The sequence below is a fragment of the Streptomyces parvulus genome (assembly GCF_014648855.1).
GTDB classification, from domain to species: Bacteria; Actinomycetota; Actinomycetes; order Streptomycetales; family Streptomycetaceae; genus Streptomyces; species Streptomyces parvulus.
Genome location: NZ_BMRX01000008.1, coordinates 34,695 through 54,440, shown reverse-complemented (window position 1 = coordinate 54,440; position 19,746 = coordinate 34,695). Strand labels below are relative to the sequence as shown.

At 72.2% G+C, this 19,746-nt stretch carries 18 protein-coding genes; 10 read left to right on the top strand and 8 right to left on the bottom strand.

Features of this window, described 5'->3' with window-relative positions; translation table 11 throughout:
- Positions 1 to 144 precede the first annotated feature (144 nt).
- Entirely contained in the window at positions 145 to 1,641 is a 1,497-nt protein-coding gene (locus tag IE108_RS16485; protein ID WP_064728254.1) for an MFS transporter, read from the bottom strand.
- A gap of 530 nt (positions 1,642 to 2,171) precedes the next feature.
- On the opposite strand from IE108_RS16485, the gene IE108_RS16480 reads away from it, so the two are divergent.
- Together IE108_RS16480 and draK are read left to right on the top strand one after the other, a co-directional pair.
- Positions 2,172 to 2,849 carry a response regulator transcription factor gene (locus tag IE108_RS16480; protein WP_052842140.1) on the top strand — a complete coding sequence of 226 codons (678 nt, stop codon included), beginning with the start codon at positions 2,172 to 2,174 and terminating at the stop codon, positions 2,847 to 2,849.
- 32 nt (positions 2,850 to 2,881) lie between these two features.
- Positions 2,882 to 4,156, top strand: a complete 1,275-nt coding sequence (gene draK, locus IE108_RS16475) for a two-component system sensor histidine kinase DraK (protein WP_064728253.1) — start codon at positions 2,882 to 2,884, stop codon at positions 4,154 to 4,156.
- A gap of 55 nt (positions 4,157 to 4,211) precedes the next feature.
- Here the strand turns inward: draK and IE108_RS16470 are convergent, their stop codons facing one another.
- Positions 4,212 to 4,784, bottom strand: coding sequence for a GtrA family protein (locus IE108_RS16470; RefSeq protein ID WP_079163532.1), 573 nt, complete (start codon positions 4,782 to 4,784; stop codon positions 4,212 to 4,214).
- Between the two features lie 166 nt (positions 4,785 to 4,950).
- On the opposite strand from IE108_RS16470, the gene IE108_RS16465 reads away from it, so the two are divergent.
- The 4 genes from IE108_RS16465 (at position 4,951) to IE108_RS16450 (ending at position 9,092) form a co-directional block, all read left to right on the top strand.
- Positions 4,951 to 6,090, top strand: coding sequence for a 5-(carboxyamino)imidazole ribonucleotide synthase (locus tag IE108_RS16465; RefSeq protein WP_079163531.1), 1,140 nt, complete (start codon positions 4,951 to 4,953; stop codon positions 6,088 to 6,090).
- On the top strand, positions 6,087 to 6,629 hold the full coding sequence (purE, locus tag IE108_RS16460) for a 5-(carboxyamino)imidazole ribonucleotide mutase (RefSeq protein ID WP_064728251.1): 543 nt from the start codon (positions 6,087 to 6,089) through the stop codon (positions 6,627 to 6,629). Before IE108_RS16465 ends, purE begins: the two co-directional genes overlap by 4 nt.
- Before the next feature lie 14 nt (positions 6,630 to 6,643).
- A complete protein-coding gene (locus IE108_RS16455) occupies positions 6,644 to 7,822 on the top strand; it encodes a dipeptidase (RefSeq protein ID WP_064728250.1) in 1,179 nt (392 codons plus the stop codon).
- A gap of 130 nt (positions 7,823 to 7,952) precedes the next feature.
- Complete coding sequence (locus tag IE108_RS16450) at positions 7,953 to 9,092, top strand: dipeptidase (RefSeq protein WP_064728249.1); 1,140 nt, start codon at positions 7,953 to 7,955, stop codon at positions 9,090 to 9,092.
- A 12-nt stretch (positions 9,093 to 9,104) separates the two neighbouring features.
- Here the strand turns inward: IE108_RS16450 and IE108_RS16445 are convergent, their stop codons facing one another.
- Both IE108_RS16445 and IE108_RS16440 read right to left on the bottom strand, forming a co-directional pair.
- A complete protein-coding gene (locus IE108_RS16445; protein WP_064728248.1) occupies positions 9,105 to 9,506 on the bottom strand; it encodes a VOC family protein in 402 nt (133 codons plus the stop codon).
- Between the two features lie 42 nt (positions 9,507 to 9,548).
- Positions 9,549 to 9,920: a VOC family protein gene (locus IE108_RS16440; protein ID WP_064728247.1), complete on the bottom strand. Its 372-nt coding sequence runs from the start codon at positions 9,918 to 9,920 to the stop codon at positions 9,549 to 9,551.
- Positions 9,921 to 10,014: 94 nt separating this feature from the next.
- Here IE108_RS16440 and IE108_RS16435 point away from each other — a divergent pair, with 94 nt between their 5' ends.
- Positions 10,015 to 10,524 (top strand): CGNR zinc finger domain-containing protein, encoded by a 510-nt coding sequence (locus tag IE108_RS16435; protein ID WP_064728246.1) that lies wholly within the window; start codon positions 10,015 to 10,017, stop codon positions 10,522 to 10,524.
- Positions 10,525 to 10,635: 111 nt separating this feature from the next.
- Here the strand turns inward: IE108_RS16435 and IE108_RS16430 are convergent, their stop codons facing one another.
- Positions 10,636 to 11,979, bottom strand: coding sequence for a UDP-glucose dehydrogenase family protein (locus IE108_RS16430; protein ID WP_064728245.1), 1,344 nt, complete (start codon positions 11,977 to 11,979; stop codon positions 10,636 to 10,638).
- 181 nt (positions 11,980 to 12,160) lie between these two features.
- Here IE108_RS16430 and IE108_RS16425 point away from each other — a divergent pair, with 181 nt between their 5' ends.
- Positions 12,161 to 13,333: an acyl-CoA dehydrogenase gene (locus IE108_RS16425; RefSeq protein ID WP_064728244.1), complete on the top strand. Its 1,173-nt coding sequence runs from the start codon at positions 12,161 to 12,163 to the stop codon at positions 13,331 to 13,333.
- A gap of 18 nt (positions 13,334 to 13,351) precedes the next feature.
- Here IE108_RS16425 and IE108_RS16420 read toward each other — a convergent pair whose 3' ends face one another.
- The gene (locus tag IE108_RS16420; RefSeq protein ID WP_064728243.1) at positions 13,352 to 13,918 is read right to left on the bottom strand and encodes an acyl-CoA thioesterase; all 567 of its coding nucleotides are present in this window, start codon (positions 13,916 to 13,918) and stop codon (positions 13,352 to 13,354) included.
- Between the two features lie 120 nt (positions 13,919 to 14,038).
- On the opposite strand from IE108_RS16420, the gene IE108_RS16415 reads away from it, so the two are divergent.
- Complete coding sequence (locus IE108_RS16415; protein WP_189397678.1) at positions 14,039 to 15,319, top strand: LCP family protein; 1,281 nt, start codon at positions 14,039 to 14,041, stop codon at positions 15,317 to 15,319.
- A 9-nt stretch (positions 15,320 to 15,328) separates the two neighbouring features.
- On the opposite strand, the gene IE108_RS16410 is transcribed toward IE108_RS16415, so the two are convergent.
- Complete coding sequence (locus IE108_RS16410) at positions 15,329 to 16,840, bottom strand: LCP family protein (protein WP_435272311.1); 1,512 nt, start codon at positions 16,838 to 16,840, stop codon at positions 15,329 to 15,331.
- Positions 16,841 to 16,992: 152 nt separating this feature from the next.
- On the opposite strand from IE108_RS16410, the gene IE108_RS16405 reads away from it, so the two are divergent.
- Entirely contained in the window at positions 16,993 to 18,048 is a 1,056-nt protein-coding gene (locus tag IE108_RS16405) for a glycosyltransferase family 2 protein (protein WP_064728240.1), read from the top strand.
- Between the two features lie 6 nt (positions 18,049 to 18,054).
- Here IE108_RS16405 and IE108_RS16400 read toward each other — a convergent pair whose 3' ends face one another.
- Positions 18,055 to 19,695, bottom strand: a complete 1,641-nt coding sequence (locus tag IE108_RS16400; RefSeq protein ID WP_064728239.1) for an LCP family protein — start codon at positions 19,693 to 19,695, stop codon at positions 18,055 to 18,057.
- Positions 19,696 to 19,746: the final 51 nt, after the last annotated feature.

Genomic DNA, 19,746 nt, shown 5'->3' with positions numbered 1-19,746 from the left:
ACCGGGGGCCGGGAGGGGCGGGCGGGGATCAGACCCGGTCGGGCTACAGGCGCGGCGCGCGGACGCCGCCGGGAAAGCCCGAAGGGCCACCGCGTCCGACCGGGACGCGGTGACCCTTCCGAGGAGTGCCGGGGCCGGCGGGCCTCAGCGCACGTCGCCCATGAGCTCCTTGACGCGCTTGCGGTACATCCAGATCGCCACACCGGCGACGACCGCGAGGGTCGCCTCCGCGGCCACGATGCCCGTCTTGTTCAGGTCGACGCCCGCGATGGAGAGGAGGCCGGTCGTGGCGTCGCCGGCGGTGACGGCCAGGAACCAGACGCCCATCATCTGCGAGGCGTACTTCACCGGCGCCATCTTCGTGGTGACCGACAGGCCGACCGGGGAGAGCAGCAGCTCACCGCAGGTCTGGACGAAGTAGATCGCCACCAGCCACAGCGCGGCCGCCTTGTGGCCGCCGTCCGCGATGGCCAGCGGGGCCAGGAAGAGGAAGAAGGACGCGCCGACCAGGACCAGGCCGAACGAGAACTTCACGATGGTGCTCGGCTCCTTGCCGCGGCGGGCGAGCGCCAGCCACAGCATGGCGAAGACCGGGGCCAGGGCCATGATGATGACCGGGTTGACCGACTGGTACCAGGAGACCGGGAAGTCCCAGCCGAGGACGCTGTTCTCGGCCGAGGAGTCGGCGAACAGCGACAGCGTCGAGCCGCCCTGGTCGTAGATCATCCAGAACACGGCCGCGGCGACGAAGAACCAGATGTACGCCGACATCTTGGACTGCTCGGCGCGGTCCAGGGACTTGTCGCGCTTGATGCGGGTCAGGACCAGCACCGGGATGATCACGCCGAGCAGGGTCAGCGGGACCAGGATCCAGTTCAGGGTGTAGGCGCCGGAGAAGCCGACGATCGCGTAGAACACCACGGCGAGCGCGGCCCAGAAGGCGGCCTTGCGCAGCGTCGAGGTCTTCTCCTCGACGGACAGCGGCTTGGGGACCACGCTGGAGTGCGGGGCCAGGTGGCGGCTGCCGAGCAGGAACTGGATCACGCCCAGGCCCATGCCGAGCGCGGCGAGCGCGAAGCCCAGGTGCCAGTTGACGTTCTCGCCGATGGTGCCGATGACCAGCGGCGCCGCGAAGGCACCGAGGTTGATGCCCATGTAGAAGACGGTGAAGCCACCGTCGCGGCGCGGGTCGTCGGGGCCGTCGTAGAGCTGGCCGACCATCGTGGAGATGTTGGCCTTCAGCAGACCCGAGCCTATGGCGACCAGGCCGAGGCCCGCGTAGAAGGTGCCGGAGGACGGCAGGGCCAGCGTGAGGTGGCCGAGCATGATCACACCGCCGGCGATGGCGACGGTCTTGCGGGGCCCCCAGACGCGGTCGCCGAACCAGCCGCCGGGCATGGTCAGCAGGTACACCAGCGAGAGGTACACCGAGTAGATCGCGGTCGCGGTGCCGGCGTTGAGGCCGAGGCCACCCGGGGCGACGAGGTACAGCGGGAGCAGAGCCCTCATGCCGTAGTAGGAGAAACGCTCCCACATCTCGGTCATGAAGAGTGTGGCCAGTCCGCGGGGGTGGCCGAAGAAGGTCTTCTCGGGGCCGGGGGTGCCCGGTGTGACCGAGTCCTTCGTCAGGCTGGACGCCATGGTCGATCCTTGCTGGTCGGGACGCGCTCATTGAGGCGATGCGCGCCCGGTGGGGGGCGGCCGGCACCGGCGGCCTCCACCCGTCCACCCCACGCCTGAGGGATTTCCGCCCCGGATCACGGAGCGGAGGACGGCGGCCACCGGGATCCACGCCTGAGCGTGCTTCAGCGCACGCTTCGAGGCCCGGCCACAGGTCATTCCTTTCGAGGCCGGCCCTGGGCCGGCCCGCACACAAAAGAGACCTTCAGCGTCGAACTGTCGCCAAAGGTCCCCTGGGTGCTACAGGCGCTGATTCACCATACGGCAGGACACCGCCCGGTATGGAAGGACTTGAGACACGGATCACAGGTGATTCCGGAACCGGGAACGATCATTCGAAGGTCCACGCCAGGATGGCATCCCACAGCCGCAGGGCCGAACCGGGGGTGTACGGACCCCGTCGGCACGGGGGTGTCCGGCTTGTCCCTGGGTAAGAGTTCCGGGCGGCGATCATGCCCCGGCCGTTGCTCCGAGCGGTCTACCATCAGCTCATGACCCGTGTACTGCTCGCCGAGGACGACGCGTCCATCTCGGAGCCGCTGGCCCGCGCCCTGCGCCGGGAAGGGTACGAGGTCGAGGTGCGTGAGGACGGCCCCACCGCACTCGACGCCGGGCTCCAGGGCGGCGTCGACCTGGTCGTGCTGGACCTCGGCCTGCCGGGCATGGACGGTCTCGAGGTCGCCCGGCGGCTGCGCTCCGAGGGCCACGCGGTACCGATCCTGATCCTGACCGCGCGCGCCGACGAGGTGGACACCGTCGTCGGCCTGGACGCGGGCGCCGACGACTACGTCACCAAGCCCTTCCGCCTGGCCGAGCTGCTCGCCCGGGTCCGGGCCCTGCTGCGGCGCGGTGCCGTCGAGCCCCCGCAGCCGCCCGCCACGCACGGCGTGCGCATCGACGTCGAGTCGCACCGCGCCTGGATGGGCGAGGAGGAGCTGCAGCTCACCGCGAAGGAGTTCGACCTGCTGCGGGTGCTGGTGCGCGACGCCGGCCGGGTCGTCACCCGCGACCAGCTGATGCGCGAGGTCTGGGACACCACCTGGTGGTCGTCGACCAAGACCCTGGACATGCACATCTCCTGGCTGCGCAAGAAACTGGGCGACGACGCCGCCAACCCCCGCTACATCGCCACCGTGCGCGGCGTGGGCTTCCGTTTCGAGAAGAACTGACCCCTTCGCAGGGCCTGCCCGGGTAAGAGGACATGCGCCGCCGACTGATCCAGTCCACGCTCGCCGTGGTGCTCGTCGTGATCGCCGTCTTCGGCGTCTCCCTCGTGATCGTGGAGACCCGCACGATCAGCAGCACCGCCCAGGAGCGCGTCGACCTGGAGGCGGTGCGGCTGGCCAGCATCGTGGACAGCCGGCTGATCGGCACCGGCTCCGTCGACGCGACCTTCCTGCGGGAGCAGATCCGGGACGCGCGCTACGCCGTGATCCGCATCCCGGGCGAGCCGGTCATCGAGGTCGGCACCAAGCCGACCGGGGAGGTGCTGCGGGGCAGGGCCACGGGCGAGGAGGGCGAGACCGTCCTCGTCGAGGAGCCCAGCTCCTCGGTCACCCGCGAGGTGGGCCGGACCCTGCTGATCATCGGCCTGGTGGCGCTGCTCGCCGTGGTCGCCGCCGTCCTGCTGGCGATCCGGCAGGCCAACCGCCTCGCCTCCCCGCTCACCGACCTCGCGGAGACCGCCGAACGCCTCGGTTCGGGCGACCCGCGCCCGCGGCACAAGCGGTACGGCGTCCCCGAGCTGGACCGGGTCGCCGACGTGCTGGACTCCTCCGCCGAGCGCATCGCCCGGATGCTCACCGCCGAGCGCCGCCTGGCCGCCGACGCCTCCCACCAGCTGCGCACACCGCTGACCGCGCTGTCCATGCGGCTGGAGGAGATCACCCTCACCGACGAGCCGGAGACGGTGAAGGAGGAGGCGACGATCGCGCTGTCGCAGGTGGAGCGGCTGACGGACGTCGTGGACCGGCTGCTGACCAACTCGCGCGACCCGCGCAGCGGCTCCGCGGTCACCTTCGAGCTGGACGACGTCATCCAGCAGCAGATCGCCGAGTGGCGGCCCGCCTACCGCAGCGAGGGGCGGGCCATCGTCAGCTCCGGCAAGCGCCATCTGACGGCCGTGGGCACCCCGGGCGCGGTCGCGCAGGTGCTGGCCGCGCTGATCGAGAACTCCCTGATGCACGGCGGCGGCACGGTGGCCCTGCGGACCCGGGTGACCGGCAACCAGGCGGTGGTGGAGGTCACCGACGAGGGCCCCGGCGTCCCGGGCGACCTGGGGGCGCGGATCTTCGAGCGGGCGATCAGTGGCCGCAACTCGACGGGCATCGGCCTCGCCGTCGCCCGCGACCTGGCCGAGGCGGACGGTGGCCGCCTGGAACTCCTCCAGGGGCGCCCCCCGGTCTTCGGCCTGTTCCTGTCCCGCACGCCGCCCCCGAAGAAGTCGTCCGGGGACTCGGGCGGCACGGTGCGCTAGCCCTCGTCGCGGGGACTCGTCGCGGGGACTCCGCGCCGGTCCGCGCCGCGAGGGCTCAGCGGCGGCCGGCGGGGGTGCCGTCGGTGGTGGGCACCGCGGTCGGGTGCTCGTGCTCCAGGAAGGTCTCCGCCCGCGTGACGGGCGGCCGCGCGGGCAGGGCGCGGAAGACCCAGGTGCGGTACGACCAGAAGCGGAACAGCGTGCCGAGGCCGATGCCGAGGAACTTGAAGATGTTGCTCTGCAGCGGGCTGTCCCAGCCGAAGCCGTACGTCGCCGTGTAGAGCACACCGTTCTCGATGACCAGTCCGACCGCGCTGAACAGCAGGAACAGCGACATCTCCCGGGTCCGGTGGCCCTTGTCGCGGTCGCGGTAGGTGAAGTAGCGGAAGCCGACGTAGTTGAAGACGATCGCGACGATGGTCGCGACGACGCTGGCCCGCACGACCTGGAGGTCGCTCACGTGCCGCACGAAGTTGAAGACGAGGAGGTTGACCAGCACGCCCGCGCCGCCCACCGCCCCGAACTTCACGATCTCGCGGACCAGCCGGTCGATCCGCCCGCGCAGCGCGCCGCGGGGCGCCGGGGGTGCGAGGGGAGCCGTATGAGCACCCGAGGAACCACGTTCCATGGCCGTGCAGGCCCCCGTCCGTCGATTGGCGTCAATCTGTTCATGCTAACCACCCGGACGCGCGATCTTCCTGCGGACCGACCGGCGGGGTCCGGGAACGGGCGGCCGGGACGGCGGGAAACGGCCGGTAAACAGGTGGGCTCCCCGCGGCCGATACGCTAGGGGTGTGACGTTCCCCGTAGTCGGCATGGTCGGCGGTGGCCAGCTCGCTCGTATGACACACGAGGCGGGCATCCCGTTGGGCATCAGGTTCAAGCTCCTCAGTGACACTCCACAGGACTCCGCGGCGCAGGTCGTGAACGAAGTCGTCATCGGCGACTATCGCGATCTGGACACGCTGCGCGAGTTCGCGCGCGGCTGTGACGTGATCACCTTCGATCACGAACACGTGCCGACCGAGCACCTCAAGGCCCTGGAGGCGGACGGCATCCCCGTCCGGCCGGGTCCCGACGCGCTCGTGCACGCCCAGGACAAGGGCGTCATGCGCGCGAGGCTCGACGCGATCGGAGTGCCCTGTCCGCGCCACCGGATCGTGCGCGATCCGGCCGACGTGGCCGCCTTCGCGCAGGAGGGCGACGGCTTCCCCGTCGTCCTCAAGACGGTGCGCGGCGGTTACGACGGCAAGGGCGTGTGGGTGGTGGACTCCGTGGAGGAGGCCGCCGAGCCCTTCCGTGCCGGGGTGCCGGTCCTCGCGGAGGAGAAGGTCGACTTCGTCCGCGAACTGGCCGCCAACGTGGTCCGCTCCCCGCACGGCCAGGCGGTGGCCTACCCGGTCGTCGAGTCGCAGCAGGTCAAGGGCGTCTGCGACACGGTGATCGCGCCCGCCCCCGGCCTCGACGAGGACTTGGCCCTGCACGCCGAGGAGATGGCGCTCAGCATCGCCAAGGAACTCGGCGTCGTCGGCCACCTCGCCGTCGAGCTGTTCCAGACCCGCGACGGCCGCGTCCTCGTCAACGAACTGGCGATGCGCCCCCACAACTCCGGCCACTGGACGATGGACGGCGCGATCACCTCGCAGTTCGCCAACCACGTCCGCGCCGTCCTGGACCTCCCCCTCGGCGACCCGCGCCCGCGCGCGAAGTGGACCGTGATGGTCAACGTCCTCGGCGGCGACTACCCGGACATGTACTCCGCGTACCTGCACTGCATGGCCCGCGACCCCCAGCTGAAGATCCACATGTACGGCAAGGACGTGAAGCCCGGCCGCAAGGTCGGCCACGTGAACACCTACGGCGACGACCTCGACGACGTGCTGGAGCGCGCCCGTCACGCTGCCGGCTACCTGAGAGGGACGATCACCGAATGAACCCGGTAAGTCCGGTGAGTCCAGTCGTCGGCGTCGTCATGGGGTCGGACTCCGACTGGCCCGTGATGGAGGCCGCCGCCAAGGCCCTCGACGAGTTCGAGATCCCCTACGAGGTCGACGTCGTCTCCGCGCACCGCATGCCGCGCGAGATGATCGCGTACGGCGAGCAGGCGGCCGGCCGCGGCCTGAAGGCGATCATCGCCGGGGCCGGGGGCGCCGCCCACCTGCCGGGCATGCTGGCCTCCGTCACCCCGCTGCCGGTGATCGGCGTGCCGGTGCCGCTGAAGTACCTGGACGGCATGGACAGCCTGCTCTCCATCGTGCAGATGCCGGCCGGCGTCCCCGTCGCCACCGTCTCGGTCGGCGGCGCCCGCAACGCCGGTCTGCTGGCCGCCCGCATCCTCGCCGCGCACGACGAGGATCTGCAGGGCCGGATGCGCGAGTTCCAGCAGGAGCTGAACGACCAGGCCACCGAGAAGGGCAAGCGGCTGCGCAGCAAGGTCGAGGGCTCGGCGGCCGGCTTCGGATTCGGAAAGTGACGGAGGGGACGCGGATGACCTCGCTGGACCGGGCCCGGGAACTGCTGCGCGAGTTCCCCGTCGTCGACGGGCACAACGACCTGCCCTGGGCGCTGCGCGAGCAGGTCCGCTACGACCTCGACGCCCGCGACATCGCCGCCGACCAGTCGGCCCACCTGCACACCGACCTGGCCCGGCTGCGGGCCGGCGGCGTCGGCGCGCAGTACTGGTCGGTGTACGTCCGCTCCGACCTGCCGGGCGCGGTGACCGCGACGCTGGAGCAGATCGACTGCGTACGGCGGCTCATCGACCGCCACCCCGGGGACCTGCGGGCCGCGCTGACCGCCGCGGACATGGAGGCGGCCCGCGCCGAGGGCCGGATCGCGTCCCTGATGGGAGCCGAGGGCGGCCACTCCATCGACGACTCGCTGGCCACCCTGCGCGGCCTGTACGCGCTCGGCGTGCGCTACATGACGCTCACCCACAACGACAACGTGGCGTGGGCCGACTCGGCGACCGACGAGCCCGGCGTCGGCGGCCTGTCGGCCTTCGGCCGAGAGGTCGTGCGGGAGATGAACCGCGAGGGCATGCTGGTCGACCTCTCGCACGTCGCGGCGACCACGATGCGCGACGCGCTGGACGCCTCGACGGCGCCGGTGATCTTCTCGCACTCCTCGGCCCGGGCCGTCTGCGACCACCCGCGCAACATCCCGGACGACGTCCTGGAGCGGCTGCCCGGCAACGGCGGCGTGGCGATGGTGACGTTCGTGCCGAAGTTCGTGCTCCAGGCGGCCGTGGACTGGACGGCCGCCGCGGACGAGAACATGCGCGAGCACGGCTTCCACCACCTCGACTCCGGGCCCGAGGCGATGAAGGTCCACCAGGCCTTCGAGGAGCGCACGCCGCGCCCGGTCGCCACCGTGTCCACGGTCGCCGACCACCTCGACCACATGCGCGAGGTCGCGGGCGTCGACCACCTCGGCATCGGCGGCGACTACGACGGGACGCCCTTCACCCCGGACGGCCTCGGTGACGTGGCGGGCTACCCGAACCTGATCGCCGAGCTGCTCGACCGCGGCTGGTCCCGCGCCGACCTGGCCAAGGTGACCTGGAAGAACGCGGTCCGCGTCCTGGGCGACGCGGAGGACGTGGCGCGGGGCCTGCGCACGACGCGCGGTCCGTCCCACGCGACGATCGAGGACCTGGACGGCTGACCCGGCCGACCCGGGCCGCCCCGCGCGGCCCGGGTCCGTTCCGTACCCCCGAACGCGCCACCCACCAGGAAGCCCTTTCCGCTCCGTGCGACGGTGGCCGTACCTCACGAACGAGCGTACGGAGCGCGCCATGGCAGACCTCCAGGACGACCTGCACACCGGTACCGAGGCCGGCGGGCTCGGCGACCTGTCCGAGCCGCTCACCGCGCAGGCCTACCCGCCCGAGCCCTACGCGCCCGTGTCCGACCCCGACGACGAGCCGCTGACCCGCGCCCACGCCGTGCTGGCCGCCCACCCCGTCGCCGACGGCTACAGCGGGCTGCCCCGGGCCCTGGGGCGGCTGCCCTGGTACGACCTGGAGCTGGGCGAGAGCGGCGTCGACACCGACGTGCCCCGGCTGCGCGAGGGCCACGTCGGGGCGCTGCTGTGGTCGCTGCACCTGCCCGAGACCCCCGAGAACGCCCGCGGGGACCGCGCGGTCGGCGCCACGCTGGAGCAGCTGGACCTGGTCAAGACGGTCGTGCGGGCCCACCCGGAGGGGCTGCGCCTGGCCTACGACGCCGGGCAGGCCATCGACGCCCGCAACTGCGGCCGGGTCGCCGTGCTGCCCGGTCCGGCCGGCGCCGCCGCCCTGGGTGACCGCCTGGGCATCCTGCGCTCGCTGCACGCCCTCGGCCTGCGCGTGCTGACGCTGTCCGGGGTGAGCTGGGCGGGCGACGCCGGGCTGACCCGGTTCGGCGAGGAGGTCGTCCGGGAGATGAACCGGCTCGGTGTGCTCGCCGACCTCTCCGGCGCCTCGGCCGGCACCGTCCGCCGCACCTTCGCCGTCTCCAAGGCGCCGGCCCTGTGCACCCGCTCCGGCGCCCGGGCCCTGCGCCCGCACCCCGCCAACCTGCCCGACGACCTGCTCGTGGAGCTGGGCGCGGCCGGCGGCCTGTGCATGGTGCCGCTGACCGCCGAGCAGACCGGCCCGACCGTCCGGGACGTCGCCGACCACCTCGACCACGTCCGCACCGTGGCCGGACCGCAGAGCGTGGGCCTGTCCGGCACCTACGACTCGGGCACCGCCCACCCCCTGGAGCTGGGCGACCCCTCCTGCTACCCGCGGCTCATCGCCGAGCTGCTGCGCCGCGGCTGGGACGAGGCGGACGTGGCCCTGCTGACCTGGGGTAACTTCCAGCGCGTGCTGCGCGGCGCGGCCTTCACCGCCCGCGCCGTGCGGCAGCGCCGGGAGCCGTCCACGGCCACGATCGCCGAGCTGGACGGCTGAGCACCGGCCCCGTCAGGGGCGCTCGATGCGGCACAGGCAGAAGGGGTGCCCGGCCGGGTCGGCGTACACCATGAAGTCCTTCTTCTCCCGGTCCTCGAGGTCCAGCGGGCGGGCGCCCAGCGAGAGCACCCGCTCGTGCGCCGCGTCCATCTCGGCCCAGGTCGCCCCGCCGTCGAGGTCGAGGTGGAGCTGCTGGGCGTTGCGGTCGGAGCGCGGCCACTCCGGAGGGGTGAGGTCGGGAGCCTGCTGGAAGGCCAGCCGGGGCCCGCCGGGCACCTGGAGCACCACCCAGTCGGGGTCCTCGCCCTCGGGCGTGCCGCCGACGACGGCGGCGTAGAAGCGGGCCAGCTCATGAGGGTCGGGGCAGTCGAGGACGACGGAGCGGAAACGGGCCACGGGTGCCGTGGATGCCATGGGGGGACCTCCGGAGGTCTCGCGGTGTGCGGCGGGCCGGTGTCAGCAGGCGCAGAGGCAGAACGGGTGCCCGGCCGGGTCCGCGTAAACGCGGAAGGTGCGGGTGCGGTCCTCCGCGTCCAGCGGGCGCGCGCCCAGCTCCAGAACGGTCTTCTCGGCCGCGTCCAGGTCCTTCACGTCGAGGTCGAGGTGGAACTGCTGGGCGCCGTCGTCCCCGGGCCACTTCGGCGGCACATGGCCGGGGGAGCCCTGGAAGGCCAGCGTCCGCCCGCCGGGCAGATTGAGGTCGACCCACTCGTCCTGGTCGTCGCTGCGGTCCTCGACGGTCCCGCCGAGGACGCCGGCGTAGAAGCGCGCCAGCGCGTGCGGGTCGGGACAGTCCAGGACGACGGGGCCCAGTTCGGCGACAGCCATGACTTCCTCCTTGAAGTCCGCGTGGTTACCGGCACAGCACGGATAACCGGTAACGGTTACCTCATGCTCTCGTATTGGCGGTAACGTCACAAACATGAGTGTGAGGTCGCCCGCGCCGGGGGGTCTGGAGCTGGTCCGGGCCCTGGTGAACACGCTGGACGTCGACACGGGCGCCGACTGCCTGGACACACCGGAGAACCGGGCGCGGTTCGGTCTGGCGGAGGACGACGCCCCGCCGGCCGCCCGCGAGCTGCGCGAGTCCCTGCGCGTGACGCTGCTCGCGCACGCCGGGCACCCGCCGCACCGCGCGGTGACCCCGCTCGGCGAGCTGCTGCGGTCCGCTCCGCTGGTGGTGGCGGTCGACGACGCCGACGGCTCCGCCGCCCTCGCCCCGGCCCGGGAGGGCGTGCTCACCGCCCGGATCGCCGCCGCGATCGCCGAGGCGCTGGTCGCGGGCACCTGGAGCCGCCTGAAGGCCTGCGAGGCCGCCGACTGCCTCTGGGCGTACTACGACCGCAGCCCCGCCGGACGCGGCCGCTGGTGCTCGATGCAGGTGTGCGGGGCGCGGGCCAAGATGCGCCGGTACCGCGCGAAGGAGGCGTGAAGGGACGCGGAGTTCGACGGCCCGGGACGGCTCGATGGGGCAGAATGCCGACGGCGCCGGTTCGGCCGACTGAGCCTCGGCCGAACCGGCGCCGCCCGCGCGGACCGGGGTTCAGGCGGTGGGGCGGCCCATCGCCCGGTAGCTCCAGCCGGCCTTGCGCCACAGCTGCGGGTCCAGGGCGTTGCGCCCGTCCAGGATCACCCGGGCCGCCGCCGCCTGGCCCAGCGCCTCGGGGTCCAGCTCGCGGAACTCCCGCCACTCCGTCAGGTGCAGCACCACGTCGGCGCCCCGCACCGCCTCCAGCGCCGAGTCGGCGTAGCCGAGCGTCGGGAAGAGCCGCCGCGCGTTGTCCATGCCCTTGGGGTCGTACACCGTCACCTGGGCGCCCTGGAGGTGGACCTGCCCGGCGACGTTCAGCGCGGGGGAGTCCCGCACGTCGTCGGAGTCGGGCTTGAAGGTGGCGCCGAGCACCGCGATGCGCTTGCCGAGGAAGGGGCCGCCGCCGAGCGCCTGACGGGTCAGCTCCACCATCTGGCCGCGCTGGCGCATGTTGATCGAGTCGATCTCGCGCAGGAAGGTGAGCGCCTGGTCGGCGCCCAGCTCGCCGGCGCGGGCCATGAACGCCCGGATGTCCTTCGGCAGGCACCCGCCGCCGAAGCCGATCCCGGCCCGCAGGAACTTGCGGCCGATCCGGTCGTCGTACCCGATGGCCTCGGCCAGCTTGGCGACGTCGCCGCCGGCGGCCTCGCAGACCTCCGCCATCGCGTTGATGAAGGAGATCTTGGTGGCCAGGAAGGAGTTGGCGGAGGTCTTCACCAGTTCGGCGGTCGGGAAGTCCGTGACCACGAAGGGCGAACCCTCCGCGATCGGCGTCGCGTACACCTCGCGCAGCAGCTTCTCCGCCCGCTCGCTGCGCACGCCGACCACCAGCCGGTCCGGCCGCAGCGTGTCCTGCACGGCGAGGCCCTCGCGCAGGAACTCCGGGTTCCAGGCCAGCTCGGCGTCCGCGCCGGCCGGCGCGTGCTCGGCGAGGTAGGCGGCCAGCCGGTCCGCGGAGCCCACGGGCACGGTCGACTTGCCGACGACGAGGGCGGGCCGGGTCAGGTGCGGGGCGAGCGAGGCGATCGCGGAGTCGACGTACGACATGTCGCAGGCGTACTCGCCGTGCTTCTGCGGTGTGTTGACGCACAGGAAGTGCACGTCGCCGAAGGCCGCGACCTCCGCGAAGTCGGTGGTGAAGCGCAGCCGGCCGGTCGAACCCCCGATCCCGGCGACGTGCTTGCGCAGCAGCTCCTCCAGCCCCGGCTCGTACATCGGCACCTGGCCGCGGGTGAGCATCTCGATCTTCTCGGGCACCACGTCAAGGCCCAGCACCTCGAAACCGAGCTCGGCCATCGCCGCCGCGTGCGTCGCGCCGAGATAGCCGGTACCGATCACGGTGATCTTGAGGGCCATGGGTGCTCCAGAGGTGTACGGCGTGGGGTGCGCGCCCGAGCATACGGGGACGCGCGGCGCGCGCCCCGGTCGGCTGTCGTCAAGCTCACCTATCCACGACCGCGGGCGGGGCTCTAAAATTTGGGTTACTTAACGGTAGTTAGCGTGCCCAGCATCACAGCGTTTTGGAGCGTGAGACACCTTGGCCGGATCGGCTGACTTCGACCTGTACCGCCCGTCCGAGGAGCACGGCATGCTCCGGGACGCCGTCCGTGCGCTCGCCGAGGCGAAGATCGCGCCGCACGCCGCGGCGGTGGACGAGGAGGCCCGCTTCCCGCGCGAGGCCCTCACCGCCCTGACGGCGAACGACCTGCACGCGGTGCACGTCCCCGAGGAGTACGGCGGCGCCGGCGCCGACGCGCTCGCCACGGTCATCGTGATCGAGGAGGTCGCCCGCGTCTGCGCCAGCTCCTCGCTCATCCCGGCGGTGAACAAGCTCGGCTCCCTGCCGGTCATCCTCTCCGGCTCCGAGGAGCTGAAGAAGAAGTACATGAGCCCGCTCGCCAAGGGCGAGGGCATGTTCTCCTACTGCCTCTCCGAGCCGGACGCGGGCTCCGACGCGGCCGGCATGAAGACCAGGGCCGTGCGCGACGGCGACTTCTGGGTGCTCAACGGCGTCAAGCGCTGGATCACCAACGCCGGCGAGTCCGAGTACTACACCGTGATGGCCGTCACCGACCCCGACAAGCGCTCCAAGGGCATCTCCGCCTTCGTCGTCGAGAAGTCCGACGAGGGCGTCTCCTTCGGCGCCCCCGAGAAGAAGCTCGGCATCAAGGGCTCGCCCACCCGCGAGGTCTACCTGGACAACGTCCGCATCCCCGCCGACCGCATGATCGGCGAGGAGGGCACCGGCTTCGCCACCGCGATGAAGACGCTGGACCACACCCGCATCACCATCGCCGCCCAGGCCCTCGGCATCGCCCAGGGCGCCCTCGACTACGCCAAGGGCTACGTCAAGGAGCGCAAGCAGTTCGGCAAGCCGATCGCCGACTTCCAGGGCATCCAGTTCATGCTCGCCGACATGGCCATGAAGATCGAGGCCGCCCGGCAGCTGACCTACGCCGCCGCCGCCAAGTCCGAGCGCGTTGCCGCCGGAGGTGGAGAAGGGGACCTGACCTTCCAGGGCGCCGCCGCCAAGTGCTTCGCCTCCGACGTCGCGATGGAGGTCACCACCGACGCCGTCCAGCTGCTCGGCGGCTACGGCTACACCCGCGACTACCCGGTCGAGCGCATGATGCGCGACGCCAAGATCACGCAGATCTACGAGGGCACCAACCAGGTCCAGCGCATCGTCATGGCGCGCAACCTGCCGTAGCGGGCGCGCGCCGACGGCTCAGTCCTCGTACCCCTCCGCCACCCGCCGCTGCCGCAGCTCCATGATCGCGCGGCGGCGGGCCAGGCGGTGGGTGCGGCGGATCTGCGCCTCCTGGTAGCGGCGCTTGTCCTTCTCCGTCTCCGGAAGCACCGGCGGGACCGTGCGCGGCCTGCCGTCCGCGTCCACCGCGGCGAAGACCAGGTAGGCCGAGCCGACCTGGGTGGCGGGGGTGGACTCGTTCCACCGCTCCGCCATGACCCGCACGCCGACCTCCATGGAGCTGCGGCCGGTCCAGTTGACCTGGGCCTTCACATGGACGAGGTCGCCCACGCGGACCGGTTCGAGGAACGCCATCTCGTCCATGGACGCGGTGACGGCCGGACCGCCGGAGTGCCGGCCGGCCACGGCGCCGGCCGCGTCGTCGACCAGTTTCATGATCACGCCGCCGTGCACGGTGCCCAGCAGGTTGGTGTCCCCGTGGGTCATGATGTGGCTGAGGGTGGTGCGGGAGGCCGAGGTCGGCTTGCCCGGGATCTCCGGAGGCGCCGACCGCGCGGCCGAGGCCTGTTCTGCCTGGTCTGTCATGGCCTCCACCTTATGCCGGGGCGACACCGCCGTAATTTTGTGTCAGCTTCGCAACAGCGCTGACCTGATTTTCCGACGACCCTTGTATGGCCCGTAGGGCGGACCTGCACACTGGTGCGCATGAATGATTGGCCCGAGGGATGGTCCGGTGACAACCGCGGCCGGTACGGACGTGGCAGCGGGAGCGCCCAGCCCGAGAGCGCACGCGTGATGCGCCAGGTCCGCCGCGGCGCGGCCCCGCCGCCCGGCCCGGGCCCGTCGGCCCCGCCCTACGGCGGCGGGGTGCCCCAGCAGCCGTCCTACGTCGACGGCCAGGGCCACGGCGGCGACGGCTACGACAGCGGGTACAACACCGGCCAGGTCTACGGCAGCCCCGGCGGCCACGGGCCGGGACAGGGCCGCGGCGGCGCCGGCCGGCCCGCGCCGGACTGGCGCAGACGGATCAAGTGGACCGCGATCACGGTCGTGACCGCGCTGGTCGTCACCACCGTCGGCACCTACTTCTGGGCCGACTCCAAGCTGAACCGCGAGGTCGACCTGTCCAAGGTCATCGAGCGGCCCGAGGCCGGCGAGGGCACGAACTACCTGATCGTCGGCTCGGACAGCCGCGAGGGCATGACCGACGACCAGAAGAAGGACCTGCACACCGGCTCCGCCGAGGGCAAGCGCACCGACTCGATGATGATCCTGCACACCGGGGACAACGGGTCGACGCTGATCTCGCTGCCCCGCGACTCGGACGTGGAGATCCCCTCCTTCGTCGGCTCCGACTCCGGCAAGACCTACCCGGGCACCGGCCGGCACACCAAGCTGAACGCCGCGTACGCCGAGGACGGCCCCGAACTGCTGGTGCGCACCGTCGAGCACAACACCGGTCTGCGCCTCGACCACTACGTCGAGATCGGCTTCGCCGGCTTCGCGAACATCGTGGACGCGGTCGGCGGCGTCGAGATGGACATCCCGCAGGACATCAAGGACAAGAAGTCCGGCGCCGACCTCAAGAAGGGCAAGCAGACGCTGAACGGCGAGGAGGCCCTCGCCTTCGTCCGCACCCGGTACGCGCTGGCCGGCTCCGACCTGGACCGCACCAAGAACCAGCAGAAGTTCCTGTCGGCGCTGGCGAGCCAGGTGGCCACCCCCTCGACGGTCCTCAACCCGTTCAAGCTGTACCCGACGATGGGCGCCGGCCTGGACTCGCTCATCGTCGACAAGGACATGGGCTTGTTCGACCTGGCGAGCATGTTCTGGGCGATGAAGAGCGTCAGCGGCGGCGAGGGCACCTCGATGAACATGCCGATCTCCGGCAGCGTCGGCGGGAACCTCAAGTGGGACGACGCCAAGGTCAAGCAGCTCGTCCAGGAGCTGAAGAACGACGAGAAGGTCACCGTCTCCGGCAAGTGAGGGCCGCGCTCACTCCTTGCCGCAGACCACCTCGTCGCCCCGCACCACGGTGCCCGACTCCTGCGGCGGGTCGGCCGGCCGCACCTTCACGGCCTGCCGGAAGTCGGCGCCCGCGATCACCTTCAGGGTCGCCCCCTGCCCCTTGACCGGCCGCAGCTCGCTGCCGGGCAGGGCGGCGGCCAGCGACTTCGCCGACTGGTCCCAGCGCGGGTCGTAGGCGACCACGGTGCGCTCGACGGCGCGGTCGGCGGCGTTGCGCGGCAGCCGGGTCGTGCGGAAGCCGGTCGCGGCCAGCGCGTCGTCCACCCGCTTGCCGAGTCCCGCGGTGCGGGTGCCGTTCTCCACCTGGACCCGGATCTGCTTCGGGTCCACCGGGACGCGCACCGGCGCCGGGCCCGCGGGCTTCGGCCGGGGCGCGGACAGCGGCTTGTCGTGGCGCAGGGAGTCGAAGATCCGCTCGGACTTCGCCGGGTCCCACTTCAGCGTCGAACCGACGCCCTTGACCGCGTAGCCCATCTTCCCGATCGGCACGGTGGTGAACTCGGAGGACGACGGCGAGAAGTTCCGCATCGCCCGCCCCAGCGCCAGCAGCTCGTCGGTGCCGAAGCCCTTGTCGGCCCGGACCGAGCCGAGCACGGCCCGGGTGACGTCACGGAACTTCAGCGGGTTCAGCAGGATGCCCGACGAGGTCGCCCGGTCGATCAGGGCGGCCAGGAAGCGCTGCTGGCGCTTCATCCGGCTCAGGTCGGAGGCCCCGTCGAGGTGGCGGGCCCGGACGTACTGGAGCGCCTGCCCGCCCATCAGGGTGTGGTCGCCGGCCGCCAGGTTCAGCCCGGTGTAGCTGTCCTTCAGCGGCTGGACGGTGCAGATTTTCACACCGCCGAGGACGTCCACGGTCTTCATGAAGCTGGTGAAGTCGACCTCCAGATAGTGGTCGATCTTCACGTGCGTCATGTTCTCCACGGTGCGGATGGTCAGCTGCGGGCCGCCCTCGGCGTAGGCCGCGTTCAGCTTGACCGGGTGCCCCCGGTGCTGTTCGCCGGTGGTGCGGTCGGTGTGGCCGGGCGTCAGGGCGTACGAGTCGCGCGGCAGGCTCACCACGCTCGCCCGCTCCCGGTCCTCCGAGATGTGCACGATCATGATCGTGTCGGTGCAGTGGCAGGGGGCGCCGCCCAGCCGGTACCGGCGCCGCTCCTCCTCGCTGATCCGGTCCCGGCCGTCGGTGCCCACCATCAGGACGTTCATCCCGTCGCCCGCCCGGGGGCGGTTCTTCATGTCCTTGAAGGGGTCGACCCGCGAGATGTCCGAGTCCAGCCCCGAGAGCACCGCGTGCCCGATGCCGGCCGAGGCCAGCACCACCACCGAGAGCGCGGTCGCCGCCCGCATGGCCCAGCGCGGCTTCTTCCGCCGTACGGGGGGCCCGGGCGGGCGTCCGGAGGGCCGCGGTCCGCCGCGCTGGGGCGGGGGGCCGCCCCGGGGGGACGAGGCCGGGACCCGGGGGGAGCGGGGCGGCGTGGGCAAGGTGACACCTCCGCGAGGACGGGGCCCTGGCTGCGGACCGTGAGGCCGGACGTGGGATCCGTGAGCACCGTAGGCCCATACGATCTGCTGCCCGGGGCTGTGACCCCCGCGGCGCGCACCGGTGTCCCCCGTTCGCGGTAACGTGAGCACCGATGAACGCCAAGTCCGACGTGCGGCCGCCCGCCGTTTCCGTGATCATGCCCGTCCTCAACGAGGAGCGGCACCTGCGCGGCGCCGTCCGCGCCATCCTCGCCCAGGAGTACGCCGGCGAGATGGAGGTCGTGATCGCCCTCGGTCCCTCGACGGACCGTACGGACGAGATCGCCGCCGAACTCGTCGCCGAGGATCCGCGCGTGCACACCGTGCCGAATCCCACCGGCCGTACGCCCGCCGCGCTGAACGCCGCCATCAAGGCCTCCCGCCACCCGGTCGTCGTCCGCGTCGACGGCCACGGCATCCTCTCGCCCGGCTACATCGCCACGGCCGTACGGCTGCTGGAGGAGACCGGCGCGCAGAACGTCGGCGGCATCATGCACGCCGAGGGCGAGAACGCCTGGGAGGACGCCGTCGCCGCCGCGATGACGTCGAAGATCGGCGTGGGCAACGCCGCCTTCCACACCGGCGGCCAGGCCGCCCCGGCCGAGACCGTGTACCTGGGCGTCTTCCGCCGCGAGGCGCTGGAGCGGCAGGGCGGGTACAACGAGGAGTTCATCCGCGCCCAGGACTGGGAGCTGAACTTCCGCATCCGCGAGGCCGGCGGCCTGATCTGGTTCTCGCCCGAGCTGCGGGTCTCCTACCGGCCCCGGCCGAGCGTGCGCGCGCTGGCCAAGCAGTACAAGGACTACGGCCGCTGGCGGCACGTCGTCGCCCGCTACCACTCCGGCTCCATCAACCTGCGCTACCTCGCCCCGCCGACCGCCGTGTGCGCCATCGCGGCCGGTGTCGTGGTGGGCGCCGCGCTGACGCCGTGGGGCTTCGTCGTGCCGGGCGCCTACCTGGCCGCCATCGCCGCCGGGTCGGTCCCGGCGGGCAAGGGGCTCGGGCCGAAGGCGCGGGCGCAGATCCCCGTGGCGCTGGCCACCATGCACATGTCGTGGGGGTGGGGCTTCCTGACCAGCCCCAAGTCGCTGGCCAGGAAGGTCATCGCCTCGCGGCGCCCGGCCGTCAAGGCCGACACCGGTACCGCCGACGCCGCCGGAGCGCGCTGACGCCCCTCAGGGGCTGAACGCCGGGTCCACCTTCATGCAGGCGCTCGCGTCCGCGCCGTTGAGCGCCTCGGCCGACTCCGGGGTGCGGTCGTCGGACTCGGGCGCCTCGTAGGCGGTGCCCTCGCGCCAGTCGGCGCCCACGACGAGGGTGACGCCCGAGACGTCCGTCGACCGCTGCACCGAACTCGCCGGTATGCCGAGGGACTTGGCGACGCTTCGGGCGTCGCCCTCCAGGTCGGCGCTCGGGTAGCGGACGAGCGTGCGCTCCTCGCTCGGCAGCACCGAGGGGTCCGCGACCGCCTTGGTGAAGCCCCGCTCCACCAGCAGACCGGCGACCGTGTTCGCACGTCCGCCGGCCGCGCCTAGGCGGTCCGTGCGGGTGCCGTTGCGGACCTGGACCGCGATCTCGTCGTCCGGGGCGGCGGGGTCGTCCGGCTCCCGGGGCTCCGCCGGCTTCTTCTTCGCGTCCTTGCCGTCCAGCGCGATGTCCTCCCGTACCAGCCGGAAGAGCTGCTCGGCGTCCTCGGTCGGCTCCACGCGCGCGCCCACGTACCGGTTGGGCATCGTCGTCATCGTGATCCGCTCGGGCTTCACCCGGCGCAGCTCGTCGCTGAGGTCGTACAGCTTCTTGACGGTGTCCAGGCCCGGGTCCACGGTGAGCGCCGAGGTGGCCTCCTCGGCCAGCCTGCGCAGCTTGTTGGGGTTGCCGAGGGTCGCGTTCTCGCGCAGCGTCCGGACCATCGAGTTGAGGTACATGTGCTGGGCCTTGGCCCGCGCCAGGTCGCTGCCGTCCTCGAACCCGTACCGGGTGCGCAGCCACTGCAGGGCCTGCTCGCCCTTGACCGCGTGCGTGCCCTTCTCCAGCTTCAGACCGGAGCCGTGGCCCTGGGCGTCCCGCGAGTGGATGTCGGCGTCCACGCACACCGGGACGCCGCCGACGGCGTCCGCCATCGCGACCACGCCCGCGAAGTCGACCATCACGAAGTGGTCGATGTGGATGCCGGTCAGCTCCTGCCAGGTCGCCACCGCGCAGCCGGGCCCGCCGTGCCCGAGGCTCTGGTTGGTCATCACCCGGCCGTCGCTCGCCGGGTGCACCTTCCCGTCGTCCGGGTCGGTGCACTTGGGTATCTCGACCAGGGTGTCGCGCGGCATGCTCACCACCGACATGTTGCTGCGGTCGGCGGACACGTGCACCAGCATCTGCACGTCCGCCAGCGGCGTGGAGCCGAACGTCTCGCGGGCGCCGCCCAGTTGCTGGTTCTCCTCGCTGTCCCGGGCGTCCGAGCCGATCACGAGGATGTTCAGCGGGGTCTGCCCGGCCGCGTTCGGCGTCGGCGCGGCGACCTTGCCGTCCCCCAGGTTCAGGGGGTCCTGCTGGATGTTGCCGTTGAGGTGCTCGTAGTAGAGGTAGCCGGCACCGGCCGTGCCCGCGAGGATCACGGCGAGCGCCAGTCCCGTCCAGCGCAGCGCCCGGCGGGCACGCCGCGGCCGGCCGCCTCCGCCGGTCCCCCCGGTCCCCTTGGCCTCCGGGCCGCCCGGGACCCCCGGGTCGTCCTTGGTCTCCAAGCCGTCCGGGACATCCGGGACATCCGGGCCGTCCGGCCTGGACTCCCGTCTGTCCTCCTCCTGCACACCGCTTCGCGTCACTTGCGCGTCCCTCCCCACCCCCGCGCCACCCGCGGGCCCGTCGCCGTCATG